This is a genomic window from Rhodococcoides fascians NBRC 12155 = LMG 3623 (genome assembly GCF_001894785.1).
GTDB classification, from domain to species: domain Bacteria; phylum Actinomycetota; class Actinomycetes; order Mycobacteriales; family Mycobacteriaceae; genus Rhodococcoides; species Rhodococcoides fascians.
In genome coordinates this window covers 66,302-83,444 of record NZ_BCWW01000004.1, presented here as the reverse complement: position 1 = coordinate 83,444, position 17,143 = coordinate 66,302, and the positions used below count along the sequence as shown (strand labels likewise).

Sequence of the window (17,143 nt, the reverse complement as noted above, 5' to 3'; positions counted from 1 at the left end):
CTCCATCTCTACGATCTCGCTATCGGCGCTTCTTGTTCCGCTTCCCAGTGGGGCGATTGCCGGGCTGCGGTGCCGACGCCTTGCTGACATCCACGCCGACGGCCACCGGTTCGGGTGCGAGACCGGCGGCGCGCGCCGCCGCGTCGGCACGCTTGGAGTGGACCTTGCGAGTGTGGACCGCGACCGGGCCCCACTTCTCCTTCAGGGTCACCAACAGCGGCGTGGCGAAGAAGATGGACGAGTAGGCACCGACGATCATGCCGACGAGCTGCACGAGAGCGAGATCCTTGAGCGTTCCCACGCCCAGCAGCCAGACCGCGACGATCATCAACGCGATAACCGGCAGAACGCCGATCACGGTCGTGTTGATCGATCGCATCAGAGTCTGATTCACGGCAAGGTTGGCCTGCTCCGCGTACGTCTTGCGGTGCAGGTTCAAGATGCCTCGGGTGTTCTCCTCCACCTTGTCGAACACCACGACGGAGTCGTACAGCGAGAATCCCAGAATGGTCAGCAGACCGATCACCGTGGCCGGGGTCACCTCGAAGCCGACGAGTGAATAGACGCCCGCGGTGACGACGAGGTCGAAGCCCAATGCGGCCAGGGCCGCCAGCGCCATGTCCCGTTCGTATCGGATGGCGATGTAGATGCTGACGATCACCAGGAACACCGCGAGGGCTATCAGAGCCTTCTGGGTGATCTGACTCCCCCATGTCTCACTCACGTCGGAGACGCTGATGGCATTGGGCGTTGCGGTGCCCGAGTTGTCCTGCGGCTGGAAGGACTGGAACAGCGCCTGTCGAAGAGTGTCGACTTCGGCTGGATCGAGCGCCTCGGAACGGATCTGCACCGTGGCCGCGGCACCCGAGCCGACCGTCTGGACCGACACCGGGGGCATACCCAGCGAGTCGTTGTAGACGGTTTCGACCTGCTCGGTGGAGATGTTGTCCGCGGCGGGCAATGCGATGCGGGTGCCGCCCTCGAAGTCGATACCGAGCGTGAACCCACGCACGAGGAAGCTGAGCAGGCAGATCAGCACGATGACGCCGGTCAGCACGTAGTAGAACCTGCGGCGTCCGACGATCTCGAATGCACCGGTGCCGGTGTAGAGACGAGATAACCAACTGTGCCTGGGCTGCGTGGACTGGTCGACGCTCGAATCGTCGAGAGGCGATGGGGTCGAGGTGGCCGTATCGGACATGTCATGCCTCCTTCGACGGCGACGCGGCGCCGGTCTTGACGGCGACTGCCTTGTTGGCGGCGCGCTTTCGTTCGAGCGCGATCTGCTGGACCGCGCCGAGACCGTTGACGGACGGCTTGGACCAGAATTTCGACTTCGACGCCAGATTCACCAGCGGCCACGTCACCAGCACCACGACGATGACGTCGAGGATGGTCGTCAGTCCCAGGGTGAACGCGAAGCCGCGCACCTGACCCACTGCCAGTACGTACAGAACGGCAGCGGCGATGAAGCTGACCGCGTTCCCGGACAGGATGGTCTTGCGTGCGCGGGCCCAACCGCGGGGCACTGCTGATCGGAAGCTGCGGCCCTCGCGAATCTCGTCCTTGATGCGTTCGAAGAACACCACGAAAGAGTCCGCGGTCATACCGATACCGATGATCAGGCCGGCGATGCCGGCGAGGTCGAGGGTGAAGCTGATCCACCTGCCGAGCAGGATCAGAATGCCGTAGACGACGAGCCCGGCCAGCGCCAACGACAGAGCCGTGAGCAGGCCGAGGGCTCGGTAGTACAGCAGGCAGTAGACCAGCACGAGTGCCAAGCCGATGGCACCGGCGATCAGGCCTGCTTCGAGTGACGCCAATCCCAATGTGGCCGAGACCGTTTCGGCCTCGGAGGACACGAACGACAGTGGCAGCGAACCGTACTTGAGCGTGTTGGCCAGTTCGGAAGCGCTCTGCGCGTTGAAGTTGCCGGTGATCGACGTGGCACTACCGGCGGGAGTGGCACCCTGAATGACCGGCGCGCTGATCACCTTCGAGTCCAGTACGAATGCGGCCTGCTTCTGCAGGTTCGCAGCCGTGAACTGCGCCCAGGTGTTCGACCCCTCGGAATCGAACGTCAGGCTCACCTGGAACTGAGCCTGCTGGTTGTCGAATCCCGACGTCGCGTCGGCGATCTGCTGACCGTCGATGATCGTCGGACCGAGAAGGTAGACAGCTGTTCCGTCGGTGGAGCAGGCCACGAGCGGGAGTGCAGGATCGTCGTTGCCGGCAAGCGGGTCCGCGGCGTTGCAATCGAGCGACTGCATGGCGAGCTGCTGTATCTGCTGATCCTCGCTCTGACGAAGCGCCTTCGCGTCGGCGATCTCCTGGGCTGCGCGATCGGCGTCGGACAGCGACGCGTTTTCGGCGGGATCACTCGAGGTCGGGGCGTCCGTCGCGGGTGCGTCCGAGGCCGGAGCACCGGTTGTCGGAGCGGGGGTCGGGTCTACCGTCGTCGGATCCTGCGCCGGAAACACCCGACTCTGCGGAGCAGCTGGAGCAGCAGGATCGACGGCTGTCGCCGGATCTGCCGGCGCAGCCGGGTCCGTCGGGGTCTGCGGAGAACCCGGCGTCGCCTGGCCTGCGGATGGTGCAACCGACCCCACCACCGGACGAATGAACAGTCGAGCGGTCTGCCCCAGAGTTCTCGCCTGAGAGCTGTCGTCACCGGGCACCGTGATGACGAGATTGTCGCCGTCGATGACCACCTCGGAACCGGACACGCCGAGACCGTTGACGCGGGTCTCGATGATCTGCTGCGCCTGCTTGAGGCTGTCCTGCGACGGCGCATTCCCGTCGGGCGTGCGTGCAGTCAGCGTCACTCGCGTGCCGCCCTGCAGGTCGATTCCCAACTTCGGCGAGGGGTCTTTGTCTCCGGTGAAGAAGACCAGGGCATACACCGCCGCCATCAGCACCGCGAAGACGGCGAGATAGCGGGCGGGATGCACCGATCCGCTGGAAGGTGCCACGGTGTGTGATTCTCCTCTGGGCGGTGGAAAAGTGTCTGTTCCTGTTGGCTCGTGCCTCGTTGTGTCAGCGGCGGGCGGTGCGATTGTGCACCACGACGCTCACCGCAGACGAAACCGCTGCCGGATTGTGTCTCCGACAGCGGTTCGGATCTTCGTTACGTCACTCTTTTTCGAGGCGCTTCGTCGTCTGCTCGACGGTTTCGTCGGCGGGGTTCCCGACGTCCTTGTGCAGCGACGGAGCTGCCGGCTCGGTGGGGCCGACCGCGGCGGTGCCGGCGCCGGGCACCGAATCGAAGGTGTTCTCGCCCGACTCGCCGTCGTCGAACTCGGTGTCGTCGGGCAGAACCTCACGCACGACGGCGCGTGACCACGTCGTGATGACGCCGTCGGCGATCTCGAGGTCGATCGTGTCGTCCTCGACCAGGACCACTCGTGCATACAGGCCTGCGGTGGTGACGACCTCGTCGCCGACCTTCAGCGAGTCCTGCATTTCCGTGGTCTTGGCCAGCACCTTCTTCTGTCGGCGCGCGTTGAGAAACAGCGGTACCAGAAGGGCCACGATCAGCAGCGGAAACAGCAAATCCATCGGAAGGTCAGTCCTCGAAGTTCGGTTCGATAATCGTCATTGTCTCGTGCGAGAACATCGCTGGTGCGGGCCTCGCAGCTACCCAGTGTGCCATCACCTGTGGCCCGCTCGGTCCGTTCGTCTCGTGTTGCGGCCGTTTCACTCGAATAATCCCTGCTGGACCTCGGCCGATCGCACCGAAATTCCCCCGACTGCGAGGTCCGGCGGTGGGGTGAGACCGAGGTGGTGCCAGGCGGCGGCGGTGGCGACGCGACCGCGCGGCGTGCGGGCGATCATCCCGGCCCGTACCAGGAACGGCTCACACACTTCCTCGACCGTCGAGGGCTCCTCGCCGACGGCGACAGCGAGAGTGGACACTCCCACCGGTCCCCCGCCGAAACTTCGGATCAGCGCGCTGAGGACGGCACGGTCGAGGCGATCCAGTCCGAGCTTGTCCACGTCGTAGACCACGAGCGCGGCCTTGGCGGTGTCCTGGGTGACGGTGCCGTCCCCGCGCACGTCCGCGTAGTCGCGAACTCGGCGCAGCAGTCGGTTCGCGATTCGGGGTGTGCCACGCGAGCGTCCTGCGATCTCGGCGCAGCCGTCACGGTCGATGGGGACACCCAGAATCCCGGCGGATCGCATCAGAATTCGTTCGAGTTCACTCGGCTCGTAGAAATCCATGTGCGCCACGAACCCGAAGCGGTCGCGCAGCGGTCCGGTGAGCGCGCCGGACCGGGTGGTCGCACCGACGAGAGTGAACGGGGCGACCTCCAAGGGAATGGATGTCGCTCCCGGCCCCTTGCCGACGATCACGTCGACACGGAAGTCCTCCATGGCCAGATACAACATTTCCTCGGCCGGCCGGGCGATCCGATGAATCTCGTCGATGAACAGCACGTCCCCTTCGACGAGGTTGCTGAGCATCGCGGCCAGATCGCCCGCACGCTCGAGGGCGGGCCCGGAGGTCAACCGCAGTGACGTGCCGAGTTCCGCGGCGATGATCATCGCCATGCTGGTCTTTCCCAGGCCGGGCGGACCCGACATCAGGATGTGATCGGGGGTGCCGCCGCGCATCTTCGCCCCCGAGAGCACCAGCTGCAGTTGCTCACGCACCCGAGGCTGACCGATGAAATCGGTGAGGTTCTTCGGACGCAGACTGGTCTCGATGTCGAGGTCGTCGGACATGGCCTCCGCACCGACCTGGGATTCCCCGAACTCGTCGTCCTCGGTCACGCCGACCTACCTGGACTTACCGAGGTACGCCAACGCGGCCCGCAGTGCGGTGGACGTCGTGGCCTCGGGCTGCTGTGCGAGTACCGCGTCGGTGGCCTCCTCGGCCTGCTTCGCCGGAAATCCGAGACCGATCAGGGCTTCGACGATCTGATCGCGCATCGAGTTGCCGGCCCCGGAACCGGGCACCGCGGAACTGCCGGCGCGGCCGACAACGGCGTCGACCTTGTCTCGCAGCTCGACCACCATCCTCTCGGCCCCGCGCTTGCCGATACCGGGAACTCTGGTGAGGGCCCCGATGTCGCTGTCCGCCAAAGCTGTTCGCAGGGAGTCGGGTTCGTGTACCGCAAGTGTGGCCATCGCAATTCGTGGCCCGACTCCGGAAACCGTGAGCAGCAGCTCGAACAGCTCACGTGATTCCTTGTCGGGAAACCCGTACAGCGTTTGCGAGTCCTCGCGAACGATCATGGTGGTGAGCAGAGTGGACTCGCTCCCCCGATGCAGCGTCGCCAACGTCGCCGGTGTGGCATTGACGCGATATCCGACACCGGCCGCCTCGAGTACTGCGTGATCGAGAGCGATGTCGATCACCGACCCGCGAATGGATGCGATCACCGTGCGCCCGCCTCCTTCTTGGCCAGTTTCTCGATTTTGCGCGCCACGGCGGCGCGAGCTTTGCGTTCCTCGGCCAGACGCGCGTCGTACTTGCGCTTCTGTTCGGCGGCCATCGCCTCGGCTTTGGCCATCCGGGCGATCATCGGGGCGCGCCAGCAGTGACAGATACCCAGAGCCAACGCATCTGCGGCATCAGCGGGAGTCGGCGCGGTCTGCAGCCCGAGAATGCGCATGACCATGGCGGTGACCTGCGCCTTGTCGGCCGAACCGTTGCCGGTGACGGCTGCCTTCACCTCACTGGGAGTGTGGAAGCAGACGTCGATACCGCGCCGGGCCGCAGCCAGTGCGATGACGCCGCCTGCCTGCGCGGTGCCCATGGCCGTCCGTACGTTGTGCTGAGCGAACACTCGCTCGATCGCCACGACCGACGGCTTGTGTGTATCGAGCCAGTATTCCGCTGCTTCGGATATCCGCAGCAGACGCTGCGCGAGATCCATGTCGGCGGGAGTCCGGACCACATCCACGTCGAGAGCGACGACTGTGCGACCGACGCCTCCCTCGATCAAACTGAGCCCACACCTGGTGAGACCGGGGTCGACACCCATCACCCGCACGCCACCACACCTTCCGCTTACGAACTGTTGTTCGATAGCGTAGCGGAGCGCACCGACGGATCAGGGCTACGACACCCGGTCGATCACCGTGAGCGCAAGGACCGGGTCAGTCCTCGTCGTCCAGTTCGGCCATGACCTCGTCCGACAGGTCGACGTTGGACCAGACGTTCTGCACGTCGTCGCTGTCTTCGAGGGCGTCGATCAGCTTGAAGACCTTGCGCGCTCCGTCCGCGTCCACCGGGACGTTGACCGAAGCCTGGAAGCTCGCCTCCGCGGAGTCGTAGTCGATGCCCGCGTCCTGCAGTGCGGTACGCACTGCGATCAAATCGGTCGGCTCACTGACGATCTCGAACGTGTCGCCGTTGTCGTTCACTTCCTCGGCACCGGCCTCGAGAACCGCCATCAACACGTCGTCCTCGCTCTGTCCGTTCTTCTCGAGCGTCACGACGCCTTTGCGTGAGAAGAGGTAGGACACCGAACCCGGATCGGCCATGTTTCCGCCGTTTCGAGTCATTGCTACTCGAACCTCGCCTGCTGCACGATTGCGGTTGTCGGTGAGGCACTCGATGAGGATGGCGACACCGTTGGGGCCGTAACCCTCGTACATGATGGTCTGCCAGTCGGCTCCGCCCGCTTCTTCGCCGGCTCCGCGCTTGCGCGCACGTTCGATGTTGTCGTTGGGAACCGACGTCTTCTTCGCCTTCTGGATGGCGTCGTAGAGCGTCGGGTTGCCCGTGGGGTCACCACCACCCGTGCGGGCCGCCACCTCGATGTTCTTGATGAGCTTGGCAAACGACTTGCCGCGTCGGGCGTCGATCACCGCCTTCTTGTGCTTGGTGGTGGCCCATTTTGAGTGGCCGCTCATGCGATAGAGCCCCTTCCTGCTCGAATTCGGTGTTGTCGACTTTACTCGCCCGTGTCATCGCTCCGCCCCAACCGGCGATTACGGGTTTCTACGCGCTGCGCACCATGTCCACGAAGAGTCGGTGCACTCGATCGTCTCCGGTGACCTCGGGATGGAAGCTGGTGGCCAGCACTCGGTTCTGCCGCACGGCAACCACGCGGCCCGCAGCTGGCCCGTTCGGGACGGTGGCGAGTACTTCGACGTCCGCACCGACACGCTCGACCCAAGGCGCACGAATGAACACTGCGCGCATCGGTCCGCCCTCGATCTCGGCGAATTCGAGATCGGTCTCGAACGAGTCGACCTGTCGGCCGAAAGCGTTGCGGCGCACGGTGATATCGAGACCGTCGAGGTGTTCCGCGTCGGGCCTGGTGTCGAGAATGTCCGACGCCAACAGGATCATCCCCGCGCACGATCCGTACGCGGGCATACCCTCGGCCAGACGAGCGCGCAGCGGCCCGAGCAGATCGAATACACCGAGCAGAGTGCTCATCGTCGTGGATTCGCCGCCGGGAATGATCAACCCGTCGATTCGGGCGAGTTCGTCCGGCCTCCGCACGGTGATTCCGTGCGCACCGCTCGACTCCAGTGCGGCCAAGTGCTCGCGAACATCGCCCTGCAGTGCGAGTACGCCGATCGTCGGCGGCGTCACTTCAATCCGAAGGGATCGACGTGTGGCTTCGAGGTGTCCCGCTCGAAGCGCATCAGTCCCTCTTGGACGACGGCGGCGACCATACGACCGGAGATGTCGAAGATTCGCCCCTGTGCCAGTGCTCGTCCGAAATCAGCGGACGGCGACGTCTGGTCGTAGAGCAGCCATTCGTCCGCTCGGAACGGCCTGAGGAACCACAGCGCGTGATCGAGGGAGGCCGTCTGCGTGACGGCGTCCGGGTGCGGCACCTTGGCCGATCCGATGAGCGTCATGTCGCTCATGTAGGCGAGCGCGCAGACATGGAACACCTGATCGTCGGGCAGCGTGTCGCGGTACCTGAACCAGACCCGTTGCTGCGCAGCGAAACTGGGATGCTTGACGGTCTGATCGTCGGGAATGAGACGGATGTCCCATTCGGACCACTCCTTGTAGTAGGAGGTGTCGTACTCCGCCAGAGTGGTCGGGTCGGGCAACGATTCCGGTCCGACCACCTCGGGCATGAGGTCCTGATGGGAGATCCCGTCGTCGTCGCCGTGGAACGAGGCGGACATCGTGAAGATGGCCTTGCCGTGCTGAATTCCGGTCACTCGACGAGTGCAGAACGACCGGCCGTCCCGAATGCGATCGACCATGAACACGGCCGGCTCGTTCGGGTTACCCGGCCGAAGAAAGTAGCCGTGCAGCGAATGCACGCGGAACTCGGGTGCCACGGTGCGCACGGCCGCGACGAGCGCCTGGCCGGCAACCTGGCCGCCGAACGTCCGCGGCAGCCGGCTCGGGAACGTGCGTCCCCGATAGATGTCGTTCTCGATTCGTTCCAATTCGAGAATGTCCTCGATGCTGGCCATGGCTGTGTCCACCTTTCTGTGACAACGGCTCAGGCTAACAATGAGTGGACCAGGCAAGATGGTCGGTGTGGGTCAACCGATACCGATATTTCCCGATCTTCTGACCAGGTCGATCGTCGATGCGTGCCCCGCCGAGTCGCGAACGATCGTTGTCGTCGACGGTGCCGACGCCGCGAAGCCGGTCGACTTCGCCTCTCGCACAGCCGAACACGCCCGCGCACAGGGCAGGCGTGCCGACGTCGTCGACCTGCACGATTACGTCCGGCCGGCGTCCATTCGATTCGAGTATTCGCGAACGGACGAATTGAGCTACCGCACTGTGTGGTTCGACTACGATGCCGTGATCCGCGAGGTCATCGCGCCGCTGCGTGCCGGTGGCCGAGGTCACTATCTGCCGCGTCTGTGGGATGAGGCAACCGATCGATCCGCCCGCGCTCGTACCGTCGAGGCCGCGCCGAATCACATAGTCCTGATTGCCGGTCCGATGCTGCTGGGCCGAGGACTGGACGTCGATCTTCGAGTGCAGTTGCGGTTGTCCGAGGGTGCGCTGCGTCGGAGAACCGACACGGCCGACCAATGGACCTGCACGGCACTGCTCGAGTACTACGACTCGATCGACGAGTACGCCGAGCGGCCGGACTTCGCGGTCCGGTGGGACCATCCGGACCGCCCGGCACTGGAACGCAGTCAGTAGCTACGCAACCGGAAGAGGACGGTCACCAACCGCGCTCGGCGAGACGGTGTGCGACGGGCAGGTCGTCGACGTTGATGCCGACCATCGCCTCGCCGAGTCCACGGGAGACCTTGGCGAGGACATCCGGGTCGTCGAAGAAGGTAGTGGCCTTGACGATTGCCTCGGCACGTTCTTTCGGGTTGCCGGACTTGAAGATTCCCGATCCGACGAACACTCCCTCGGCACCGAGTTGCATCATCATCGCTGCGTCGGCCGGGGTGGCGATGCCGCCGGCGGTGAACAACGTGACGGGCAGCTTTCCGGCACGGGCGATCTCGACGACGAGATCGTACGGAGCCTGCAATTCCTTCGCCGCGACGTAGAGCTCGTCTTCGGGAAGTGATGTGAGACGACGAATCTCGTCGCGAATCTTGCGCATGTGGGTCGTCGCGTTCGAGACGTCGCCGGTGCCGGCCTCGCCCTTGGAGCGAATCATGGCTGCGCCCTCGGTGATTCGACGCAGTGCTTCACCCAGGTTGGTGGCACCACACACGAACGGAACGGTGAAATTCCACTTGTCGATGTGATTGGCGTAGTCGGCCGGGGTGAGGACCTCGGACTCGTCGATGTAGTCGACACCCAGGCTCTGCAGGATCTGCGCCTCGACGAAGTGCCCGATGCGGGCCTTGGCCATCACCGGAATGCTGACCGAGGAGATGATGCTGTCGATCATGTCCGGATCGCTCATCCGCGACACCCCGCCCTGCGCGCGGATGTCGGCGGGAACGCGCTCGAGCGCCATGACGGCAACGGCACCGGCATCCTCGGCGATCTTCGCCTGGTCTGCGGTGACCACGTCCATGATGACGCCGCCCTTGAGCATCTCGGCCATACCGCGCTTGACGCGAGCGGTGCCGATTCCGTTCTCGTTGGACCCGCCGTCAGCGGATCCAGTGGAAGCAGCGGGCGAATTGGGGGCGTGTGGGGTACTCAAGCCAACTCCTGTGTTCTCGGCAGTCCGGATCTTCGCGCAGAGCCGCTGCCCTGCCCGCGAAGGGGCGGGCCGGCGCGGCGACGCGCCCAGAACTGTAGGCCGCTACCGCGTCGTTTCCCATAACCACTTGACGATTGCTGGACTGGTCGGAAAGGTCCAGATTGTCAGCGGATGGCCCTGACGTCCGGGTCGCCGCGTCGCGCGAGCGCTACGTTGACCTCGTCGAGAAGTTCGGCCAGATCCTGTGGATACACGTTTTCGCCGACCGCACTCAGCGCCCGGATGTCTGCCTCGGTACACCAGCGATGCCCGGTGACGGTTCGTCGCTCGAAGTCCGTGAACCCGGCACTCTCGGGCTCGAACTCCTGCGTCCGATGCGCGAAGAACAGTTCCTCGGACCGGATCAACGTTCCGTTGAACGGGAAGGTCGCAACTCGACGCCACAGCGGTCCGCGCAGGTCGGACGCGTCGACGGTCAGGCCGGTCTCCTCGTGCACTTCGCGTACCGCTGCCTCGCGAAGGGACTCCCCCTTTTCGACCGCACCTCCGATGGTGAACCAGAAGAACGTCTCGGGCACCGTGGGGTCGTGTCCACGCAGGAGCAGGACACGGCCACGCTCGTCGAGCAACACCACCCGCGCAGAGGTACGCGGCGTCGCCCGAGTCTCACTACCGAACGTTGCCGCGGCCGAGCGCTCCGCGATCTCGAAGTACGACGGCAGGGCGGCGGTGCCGCCGAGATGCAGCCACCGGACCGGACGGCGTACCCGTAGAGCGAGGGTGTCTCGGACGGCGTCGTTGTGGAAGCGTCGTGCGATCAACACGCGTGCTTCCGCGTCGGCGAGTTCGGCGACAAGTTGTGGTGGCAGAGCGGCCGGTTCGACGACGGCGAGTGCCATGGACACCGCGTTCTCCGCTTCCTCCCGCTGCGACCGGTCGGCGCGTTCGGCTCGATCTGCCAGTGCAGCAAGCTCTTTGCTCGACGACACCGAGCCCCGGGTGGCGGCCGACACGGCTCGCGCGACGACGGCTCGGCGCGCGAGTGCGGCGTCGAGGGCCTGCCAGGCGAGGTCGGTGCGAACGTGGAGCCGATCGAGTCGGTTGGCGGTTCCGTAGGCCCACAGCCCGACGACGAGGATCAGAACCGCGATCAGTCCGAGAACCAGGATGGTGACGGCAGACAGTGTCATCAGCTCGCGGCTCGCACTTTCTGTCCGCCGAGGGTGACCGTCTCGTACACGCGCAGGATCTGCTCGGCGACAACAGGCCAGTCGTACGTGGACACGGCCGCCGAGGCGGCGTCGACGAGACGCTCGCGGACGGCGTCGTCGGACAGAATGGAGGTGACGGCTGCCGCGAGGGCCGCGGAATCGTCGATCGGAACCAGCAGGCCACATGCGCCGTCGCGTAGGACCCGACGGAAAGCGTCCAGTTCGCTTGCCACCACGGGGGTTCCGGCTGCCATCGCCTCCACCAGAACGATGCCGAAGCTTTCGCCGCCGAGGTTGGGGGCGCAATACACGTCGGCGCTACGCATCGCGGAAGCCTTCGTCGCGTCGTCCACCTGGCCGAGGAAGGTCAGATGCGAGGCCAGCGCGCCTGCTTCCTTGCGAAGCTTGTCCTCGTCGCCCCTGCCGACGATGAGAATTTCGATGTCGGGGTGAGATTCGACGAGGGCCGGTAGCGCGCCCAGCAGCACGGCCATTCCCTTGCGCGGTTCGTCGAAGCGGCCCAGGAACAGCACTGTCCGGCCCGGACGCGGATAGCCGTCGAGCACGTCTGCGTCGGCGAACGCCGGCACGTCGACTCCGTTCGGAATTTCGACCGCATCGGACCCGAGCGCCTCGACCTGCCATCGCCGCGCCAACTCGGACACGGCGATCCGACCGCTGATCTTCTCGTGATAGGGCCGCAGCACGCCCTGGAACGTGCTGAGCACGAGAGACTTGGTGGTCGACGTGTGGAACGTGGCCACGATCGGGCCGTCCGCGGCCTTGAGTGCGAGCATCGACAGACTCGGCGCATTGGGCTCGTGAATGTGCAGCACGTCGAAGTCGTTCTCCGAGATCCACTTTCGGATCCGTGAGTACGTCACCGGGCCGAATCGCAGCCGGGCGACCGACCCGTTGTACGGAATGGCCAGCGCCTCACCGGCAGACACCACGAATTCGGGGAGCTCGACACCCTCCGAGGCAGGGGCCAGCACACTGACCCGGTGACCGCGCTCGATGAAGACCTCGGCCAACTGCTGGACGTGGGCCTGCACTCCGCCCGGCACGTCGAACGAGTACGGGCACACCATGCCGATTCTCATGTGCCCTCGATTCGGGCCCGGCGCTCTGCCGACCAGTCGCTCATCCACAGCGGCTGCAGCATGTGCCAATCGGCGGGATGAGCGCGGATACCGGCGACGAAATGATCCGCAACCGTCTGGGTCGCAGCGGCTACTCCCTGCGAGACGTCCACCGCGGGCGAGATGTCGAATCCCCAACCGTCGCCGTCGAAATAGCCGTGTACCGGGAGCAGCGTGGCACCGGTGTCGATGGCGAGCTTGGCCGCACCCGCCGGCATTCGTGTCGGTTCCCCGAAGAAGGTCACCGGTACTCCGTGCTTGGCCAGGTCTCGTTCGCCGAGCAGGCAGACCACCTTGTTCTGGCGCAGTCTGTCGGACAACGCGAGCAGGGGCGGTTGCTCGCCGCCGCTGAGCGGAAAGATCTCGAATCCCAGGCTCTCGCGATACGCCACGAAGCGTTGGTACAGCGACTCCGGCTTCAGCCTCTCGGCCACGGTCGACAGGCCACCGTGCGTCCGTACCAACCACATTCCGGCCATGTCCCAGTTGCCGCTGTGCGGTAGTGCGAGCACCACTCCCTTGCCGGCACCGAGCGCCGCTTCGAGATGTTCCTTGCCGTACACGCACCGATCGATGACGGCCGCCTGAGCGGCCAGGTCCATGGACGGCAGCCGGAATGCCTCACGCCAGTACCGGGCGTAGGAGCGAACACTGTCTCGGATCAGGTCATCCGGGACCTGCTCCGCCGTGGTCCCCAGCACCCGAGCGAGATTGCGGCGCAGCTGATCCGGGCCGCCATTACGGGACGAGGCGAAGTCGGCACCGCGGTCGAACAACCGACGGGCGACACCCTCGGGTAACGACCGGACGAGACGCCACCCCGCGGCGTACCCGGCGTCGGACGCGCGTTCCGACAGATTCATGTCGGCTCCACACCGCCGTCGTCGGAGACCGACGGAGCCGGCGGCACGATGATGTCGCGGGCACCCTCGGATCCGCGGACGGCGAGCACTCGTTGGAACACGGTCACGATGCTCAGCGCGGCAAGAATCCACATTGCGGGATAGATGAGACTGTCCAGCCACGGAATGTCGAAATGTCTTCCGACACCGGTGAGCCCGGCCCCGACCAGAACGATGACGAGGCGGTCGGGTCGTTCGATCCAACCACCGTCCGCGGACAGGCCGCTGGCCTCGGCGCGCGCTTTGGCGTACGAGATGACCTGCGAGGTGACCAGGCAGACGAGAGTGGCAACGAGCAGTAGCTTGTCGTTCTCGGAATACACGGCCCACCAGGCCAAGCCGCCGAATATCGCGCCGTCCGCAACGCGGTCGCACGTCGCGTCGAGAACGGCACCGTATTTGGTGCCGCCTCCTCGTGCGCGAGCCATCGCGCCGTCGAGCATGTCGAACAGAACGAACAGGGTGATGACGATCGAGCCCCACCACAGGTAGCCGGCAGGGAACATCGTCACCGCAGCGGTCACTGTGACGACCGTGCCGATGATTGTCACCGAGTCCGGAGTCAGGCCGGTGCTGTTGAGCGCGCGGCCCAATGGGGCCGTCAACTTCGAGACCGGCGCACGGCCGAAGATGCTCAGCACGCCGCACGCTCCCCTTGCCGGTGGTTCATTCGTTCCAGGCCGAGGCAAGCAGGGCCCGAGTGTCGCGGAGCAGTTGCGGCATCACCTTGGCACCGCCGATCACCGTGATGAAGTTGGCGTCACCACCCCACCGCGGCACGATGTGCTGGTGCAGGTGCTCGGCCAGCGAACCGCCTGCAGCCGCCCCGAGGTTGAGGCCGACATTGAAACCGTGCGGGCTCGACACTCGCTTGATCACGCGAATCATCTTCTGCGTGAACGCCATCAGCTCCGAGCTCTCGGCGGGCGTGAGATCCTCGAGCGCCGCGACACGTCGGTACGGCACGATCATCGTGTGGCCGGGGTTGTACGGGTACAGGTTGAGTACGGCATACACCGATTCGCCGCGCGCGACGACCAGTCCGTCCTCGTCCGTCATCTTCGGGATGTCGGAGAACGGCTCGGTCGACTTCACCGAACCCTCCGCCGAACCCTGGGGGGCCTCGGCGATGTACGACATCCGATGGGGAGTCCACAATCGCTGCAGCCGATCCGGTTCACCGGCACCGGTGGCGACGATCGACTCGTCGTGTTCTTCCATGTCAGCTCACTCCGGCGGTACTGGTCTGCACAAGTTCGGCGGTCGGTGATGCGTTGTTTCGCGCGGCGATCCACTCGGTGATCACGGTCACGGCCTCCGCCACCGGAACCCCGTTGACCTGAGTGCCGTCCCGGAATCGGAAGCTGACGGCACCTGCTTCGACGTCTCGCTCGCCGGCCAGCAGCATGAACGGGACCTTCTGGGCTGTCTGATTGAAGATCTTCTTCTGCATCCGGTCGTCGCTCGCATCGACCTCGGCCCTGACTCCGCGCTTCTTCAGTTCCTTCACCACCGCGAAGAGGTGGTCCTGATGCACCTCGGCCACCGGAATTCCGACGACCTGTACGGGCGCCAGCCAGGCCGGGAAAGCACCGGCGTAGTGCTCGGTCAGCACACCGAAGAACCGCTCGATGGATCCGAACAGGGCACGGTGAATCATCACCGGGCGCTCCTTGGTACCACCGGAACCGGTGTACTCGAGCTCGAAACGCTCGGGCAGGTTGAAGTCGAGCTGAATGGTCGACATCTGCCAGGTGCGGCCGAGCGCATCCTTCGCCTGCACCGAGATCTTCGGACCGTAGAACGCGGCACCGCCCGGGTCGGGCACCAGATCGAGACCCGACGCCGCGGCCACCTCGGCGAGGGTGGTGGTCGCCTCTTCCCAAACTTCGTCGCTGCCGACGGACTTCTCAGGATTACGAGTCGACAGTTCGAGGTAGAAGTCGTCGAGTCCGTAGTCCTTGAGCAGCCCGAGAACGAATTCGAGGGTGCTGGTGAGCTCGCCGCGCATCTGGTCGCGAGTGCAGAAGATGTGCGCGTCGTCCTGGGTCATGCCGCGCACTCGGGTCAGACCGTGGATGACGCCGGACTTCTCGTAGCGGTACACCGAGCCGAACTCGAACAAGCGCAGCGGCAGTTCACGGTACGAGCGGCCGCGGGAGCGGAAGATCAGATTGTGCATCGGGCAGTTCATCGGCTTGAGGTAGTAATCCTGGCCGGGCTTGCGCACGTCGCCGTTCTCGTCGAGTTCGGCATCCAGGTGCATCGCCGGGAACATGCCGTCCCGGTACCAATCGAGGTGACCGGACACCTCGTACAGATGGCCTTTGGTGATGTGCGGGGTGTTGACGAACTCGTAGCCCTCTTCGATGTGGCGCTGACGTGAGTAGTTCTCGAGTTCGTTGCGGATCACGCCGCCCTTGGGGTGGAACACCGGAAGACCGGAACCCAGTTCGTCGGGAAAGCTGAACAGGTCCAACTCGGAACCGAGCTTGCGGTGATCACGACGTTCGGCTTCGGCGAGCAACTCGAGATGCGCATCGAGCGCCTCGGTGGACTCCCAGGCGGTGCCGTAGATGCGTTGCAGATCGGCGTTGTCCTGGTTGCCCCGCCAGTACGCAGCCGAGCTGCGGGTGAGCTTGAACGCCGGCACGTACTTGGTGGTGGGGATGTGCGGGCCGCGGCACAGATCGCCCCAGATGCGTTCACCGGTACGGGGATTGAGGTTGTCGTACGCGGTGAGCTCTCCCCCGCCGACTTCCATGACCTCGGGATCGTCGATCCCGGACTTGTCGTCGATCAGTTCGAGTTTGTAGGGCTCGTTCGCCAACTCTTCACGGGCCTGATCGACCGATTCGTACACCCGACGCGAGAACCGCTGCCCGGCCTTGACGATCTGCTTCATCTTCTTCTCGAGCGCAGTCAGATCCTCTGGGGTGAACGGCTGCTTCACGTCGAAGTCGTAGTAGAAGCCGTCCTTGATGAACGGTCCGATGCCCAGCTTGGCATCGGGGAAGAGCTCCTGAACGGCCTGAGCAAGAACGTGCGCAGCCGAATGCCTGATGACGCTTCGCCCGTCCTCGGTGTTCGCCGGGACCGGCTCGACCTCGGTATCGGAGTCGGGAGCCCACGACAGGTCACGGAGCTTGCCCTCCGGATCTCGCACGACGACGATCGCGTCGGGACCCTTGTTCGGCAGGCCGGTGTCGCGTAGCGCCGTACCTGCGGTCGTTCCTGCCTGCACCGAGATGCGGGCGGGCGAGACGGCGGCGACAACGGGCATGCTCACAGCGATGTACTCCTCGATCGGTTCATCTGGCCAGGAAGGCCTCCGACAGCCTATCGGCAACGGGCCACCGCGCGGCCCTCAGCGCGGCGCGTGCGTCACAAGGGACTCTCGAGCCAGGTCCAGTCGAGGCCGAACCAACCTCCGACCAGCGCGAAAGTGCCCAGAAGCCACAGTGTTGCGAGCACGACGACCGTCGTGAACAACACGCCGAGTCCCTTGACGACGATCGACTGCTTCGAGAACCAGGCCATGAACGCGTCGTACCTCTTGCGGACGAAGCGCAGCGCGCCCTTGGCCCACTCGAACTCCGAGGCCAGGATGCCCAGTCCTGCGAACACGATCAGCCAGCCGGGGCCGGGGTACGGAATGGCCAGCACACCCAACGCCAACACCAGAGCTCCGACGACACCGACAGTGATCCGGTAGGCGAGATCGAGCGACTTGTTCTCGGCGATGCGAGACCGAAACCGTCGATGCTTCTTCGCCAGCTGTTCTGCCGGACCACTCGAGTCCGCTGTGCTGGTCTTGC

The 17,143-nt window shown here is 65.0% G+C and carries 18 protein-coding genes; 1 reads left to right on the top strand and 17 read right to left on the bottom strand.

The genetic code is table 11. The features are described 5' to 3' along the window. Positions 1 to 19: 19 nt before the first annotated feature. The 9 genes from secF to RFA01S_RS11665 all read right to left on the bottom strand — a co-directional run bounded on the left by secF (position 20) and on the right by RFA01S_RS11665 (position 8,403). Positions 20 to 1,201 carry a protein translocase subunit SecF gene (gene secF / locus RFA01S_RS11705; RefSeq protein ID WP_027496949.1) on the bottom strand — a complete coding sequence of 394 codons (1,182 nt, stop codon included), beginning with the start codon at positions 1,199 to 1,201 and terminating at the stop codon, positions 20 to 22. Between the two features lies 1 nt (position 1,202). Then, positions 1,203 to 2,972, bottom strand: a complete 1,770-nt coding sequence (gene secD, locus RFA01S_RS11700; protein WP_032365084.1) for a protein translocase subunit SecD — start codon at positions 2,970 to 2,972, stop codon at positions 1,203 to 1,205. 160 nt (positions 2,973 to 3,132) lie between these two features. Beyond that, positions 3,133 to 3,558 carry a preprotein translocase subunit YajC gene (gene yajC / locus RFA01S_RS11695; RefSeq protein WP_032408295.1) on the bottom strand — a complete coding sequence of 142 codons (426 nt, stop codon included), beginning with the start codon at positions 3,556 to 3,558 and terminating at the stop codon, positions 3,133 to 3,135. Positions 3,559 to 3,696: 138 nt separating this feature from the next. Then, entirely contained in the window at positions 3,697 to 4,725 is a 1,029-nt protein-coding gene (gene ruvB, locus RFA01S_RS11690) for a Holliday junction branch migration DNA helicase RuvB (RefSeq protein WP_045841916.1), read from the bottom strand. A 54-nt stretch (positions 4,726 to 4,779) separates the two neighbouring features. Then, on the bottom strand, positions 4,780 to 5,385 hold the full coding sequence (ruvA, locus tag RFA01S_RS11685; protein WP_027496945.1) for a Holliday junction branch migration protein RuvA: 606 nt from the start codon (positions 5,383 to 5,385) through the stop codon (positions 4,780 to 4,782). Beyond that, a complete protein-coding gene (gene ruvC, locus RFA01S_RS11680; protein WP_032370470.1) occupies positions 5,382 to 5,999 on the bottom strand; it encodes a crossover junction endodeoxyribonuclease RuvC in 618 nt (205 codons plus the stop codon). The genes ruvA and ruvC overlap by 4 nt, the downstream gene beginning before the upstream one ends. Positions 6,000 to 6,105: 106 nt before the next feature. Next, positions 6,106 to 6,864, bottom strand: coding sequence for a YebC/PmpR family DNA-binding transcriptional regulator (locus tag RFA01S_RS11675; protein ID WP_027496944.1), 759 nt, complete (start codon positions 6,862 to 6,864; stop codon positions 6,106 to 6,108). Positions 6,865 to 6,952: 88 nt separating this feature from the next. After that, positions 6,953 to 7,555 (bottom strand): pyridoxal 5'-phosphate synthase glutaminase subunit PdxT, encoded by a 603-nt coding sequence (gene pdxT / locus RFA01S_RS11670; RefSeq protein WP_027496943.1) that lies wholly within the window; start codon positions 7,553 to 7,555, stop codon positions 6,953 to 6,955. Further along, the gene (locus RFA01S_RS11665; protein WP_027496942.1) at positions 7,552 to 8,403 is read right to left on the bottom strand and encodes an acyl-CoA thioesterase; all 852 of its coding nucleotides are present in this window, start codon (positions 8,401 to 8,403) and stop codon (positions 7,552 to 7,554) included. Before RFA01S_RS11665 ends, pdxT begins: the two co-directional genes overlap by 4 nt. Before the next feature lie 40 nt (positions 8,404 to 8,443). Between RFA01S_RS11665 and RFA01S_RS11660 the strand changes: the two genes are divergently transcribed. Further along, entirely contained in the window at positions 8,444 to 9,097 is a 654-nt protein-coding gene (locus tag RFA01S_RS11660; RefSeq protein WP_230073520.1) for a nucleoside/nucleotide kinase family protein, read from the top strand. A gap of 22 nt (positions 9,098 to 9,119) precedes the next feature. Here RFA01S_RS11660 and pdxS read toward each other — a convergent pair whose 3' ends face one another. The 8 genes from pdxS to RFA01S_RS11620 form a co-directional block, all read right to left on the bottom strand. Next, positions 9,120 to 9,995: a pyridoxal 5'-phosphate synthase lyase subunit PdxS gene (gene pdxS, locus RFA01S_RS11655; protein WP_094652899.1), complete on the bottom strand. Its 876-nt coding sequence runs from the start codon at positions 9,993 to 9,995 to the stop codon at positions 9,120 to 9,122. 239 nt (positions 9,996 to 10,234) lie between these two features. Then, positions 10,235 to 11,260: an NUDIX hydrolase gene (locus RFA01S_RS11650; RefSeq protein WP_032365079.1), complete on the bottom strand. Its 1,026-nt coding sequence runs from the start codon at positions 11,258 to 11,260 to the stop codon at positions 10,235 to 10,237. Continuing rightward, positions 11,260 to 12,384 carry a glycosyltransferase family 4 protein gene (locus RFA01S_RS11645; RefSeq protein ID WP_032365078.1) on the bottom strand — a complete coding sequence of 375 codons (1,125 nt, stop codon included), beginning with the start codon at positions 12,382 to 12,384 and terminating at the stop codon, positions 11,260 to 11,262. Before RFA01S_RS11645 ends, RFA01S_RS11650 begins: the two co-directional genes overlap by 1 nt. After that, on the bottom strand, positions 12,381 to 13,286 hold the full coding sequence (locus tag RFA01S_RS11640; protein ID WP_032408296.1) for a phosphatidylinositol mannoside acyltransferase: 906 nt from the start codon (positions 13,284 to 13,286) through the stop codon (positions 12,381 to 12,383). Before RFA01S_RS11640 ends, RFA01S_RS11645 begins: the two co-directional genes overlap by 4 nt. Next, positions 13,283 to 13,966, bottom strand: coding sequence for a phosphatidylinositol phosphate synthase (pgsA, locus tag RFA01S_RS11635; RefSeq protein WP_027496936.1), 684 nt, complete (start codon positions 13,964 to 13,966; stop codon positions 13,283 to 13,285). The genes RFA01S_RS11640 and pgsA overlap by 4 nt, the downstream gene beginning before the upstream one ends. A gap of 25 nt (positions 13,967 to 13,991) precedes the next feature. Beyond that, on the bottom strand, positions 13,992 to 14,546 hold the full coding sequence (locus RFA01S_RS11630; RefSeq protein WP_032365076.1) for an ATP adenylyltransferase: 555 nt from the start codon (positions 14,544 to 14,546) through the stop codon (positions 13,992 to 13,994). Position 14,547: 1 nt separating this feature from the next. Beyond that, positions 14,548 to 16,608 carry a threonine--tRNA ligase gene (thrS, locus tag RFA01S_RS11625; protein ID WP_032365075.1) on the bottom strand — a complete coding sequence of 687 codons (2,061 nt, stop codon included), beginning with the start codon at positions 16,606 to 16,608 and terminating at the stop codon, positions 14,548 to 14,550. Positions 16,609 to 16,709: 101 nt separating this feature from the next. Continuing rightward, positions 16,710 to 17,102, bottom strand: a complete 393-nt coding sequence (locus tag RFA01S_RS11620; protein ID WP_094621941.1) for a TIGR02611 family protein — start codon at positions 17,100 to 17,102, stop codon at positions 16,710 to 16,712. Positions 17,103 to 17,143: the final 41 nt, after the last annotated feature.

Coding starts and splice junctions, on each gene's coding strand:
- secF (WP_027496949.1), bottom strand. CDS start 1,201: ATGTCCGATACGGCCACCTCGACCCCATCGCCTCTCGACGATTCGAGC.
- yajC (WP_032408295.1), bottom strand. CDS start 3,558: ATGGATTTGCTGTTTCCGCTGCTGATCGTGGCCCTTCTGGTACCGCTG.
- ruvB (WP_045841916.1), bottom strand. CDS start 4,725: ATGTCCGACGACCTCGACATCGAGACCAGTCTGCGTCCGAAGAACCTC.
- RFA01S_RS11675 (WP_027496944.1), bottom strand. CDS start 6,864: ATGAGCGGCCACTCAAAATGGGCCACCACCAAGCACAAGAAGGCGGTG.
- RFA01S_RS11665 (WP_027496942.1), bottom strand. CDS start 8,403: ATGGCCAGCATCGAGGACATTCTCGAATTGGAACGAATCGAGAACGAC.
- RFA01S_RS11660 (WP_230073520.1), top strand. CDS start 8,444: ATGAGTGGACCAGGCAAGATGGTCGGTGTGGGTCAACCGATACCGATA.
- RFA01S_RS11650 (WP_032365079.1), bottom strand. CDS start 11,260: ATGACACTGTCTGCCGTCACCATCCTGGTTCTCGGACTGATCGCGGTT.
- RFA01S_RS11645 (WP_032365078.1), bottom strand. CDS start 12,384: ATGAGAATCGGCATGGTGTGCCCGTACTCGTTCGACGTGCCGGGCGGA.
- RFA01S_RS11640 (WP_032408296.1), bottom strand. CDS start 13,286: ATGAATCTGTCGGAACGCGCGTCCGACGCCGGGTACGCCGCGGGGTGG.
- RFA01S_RS11630 (WP_032365076.1), bottom strand. CDS start 14,546: ATGGAAGAACACGACGAGTCGATCGTCGCCACCGGTGCCGGTGAACCG.
- thrS (WP_032365075.1), bottom strand. CDS start 16,608: ATGCCCGTTGTCGCCGCCGTCTCGCCCGCCCGCATCTCGGTGCAGGCA.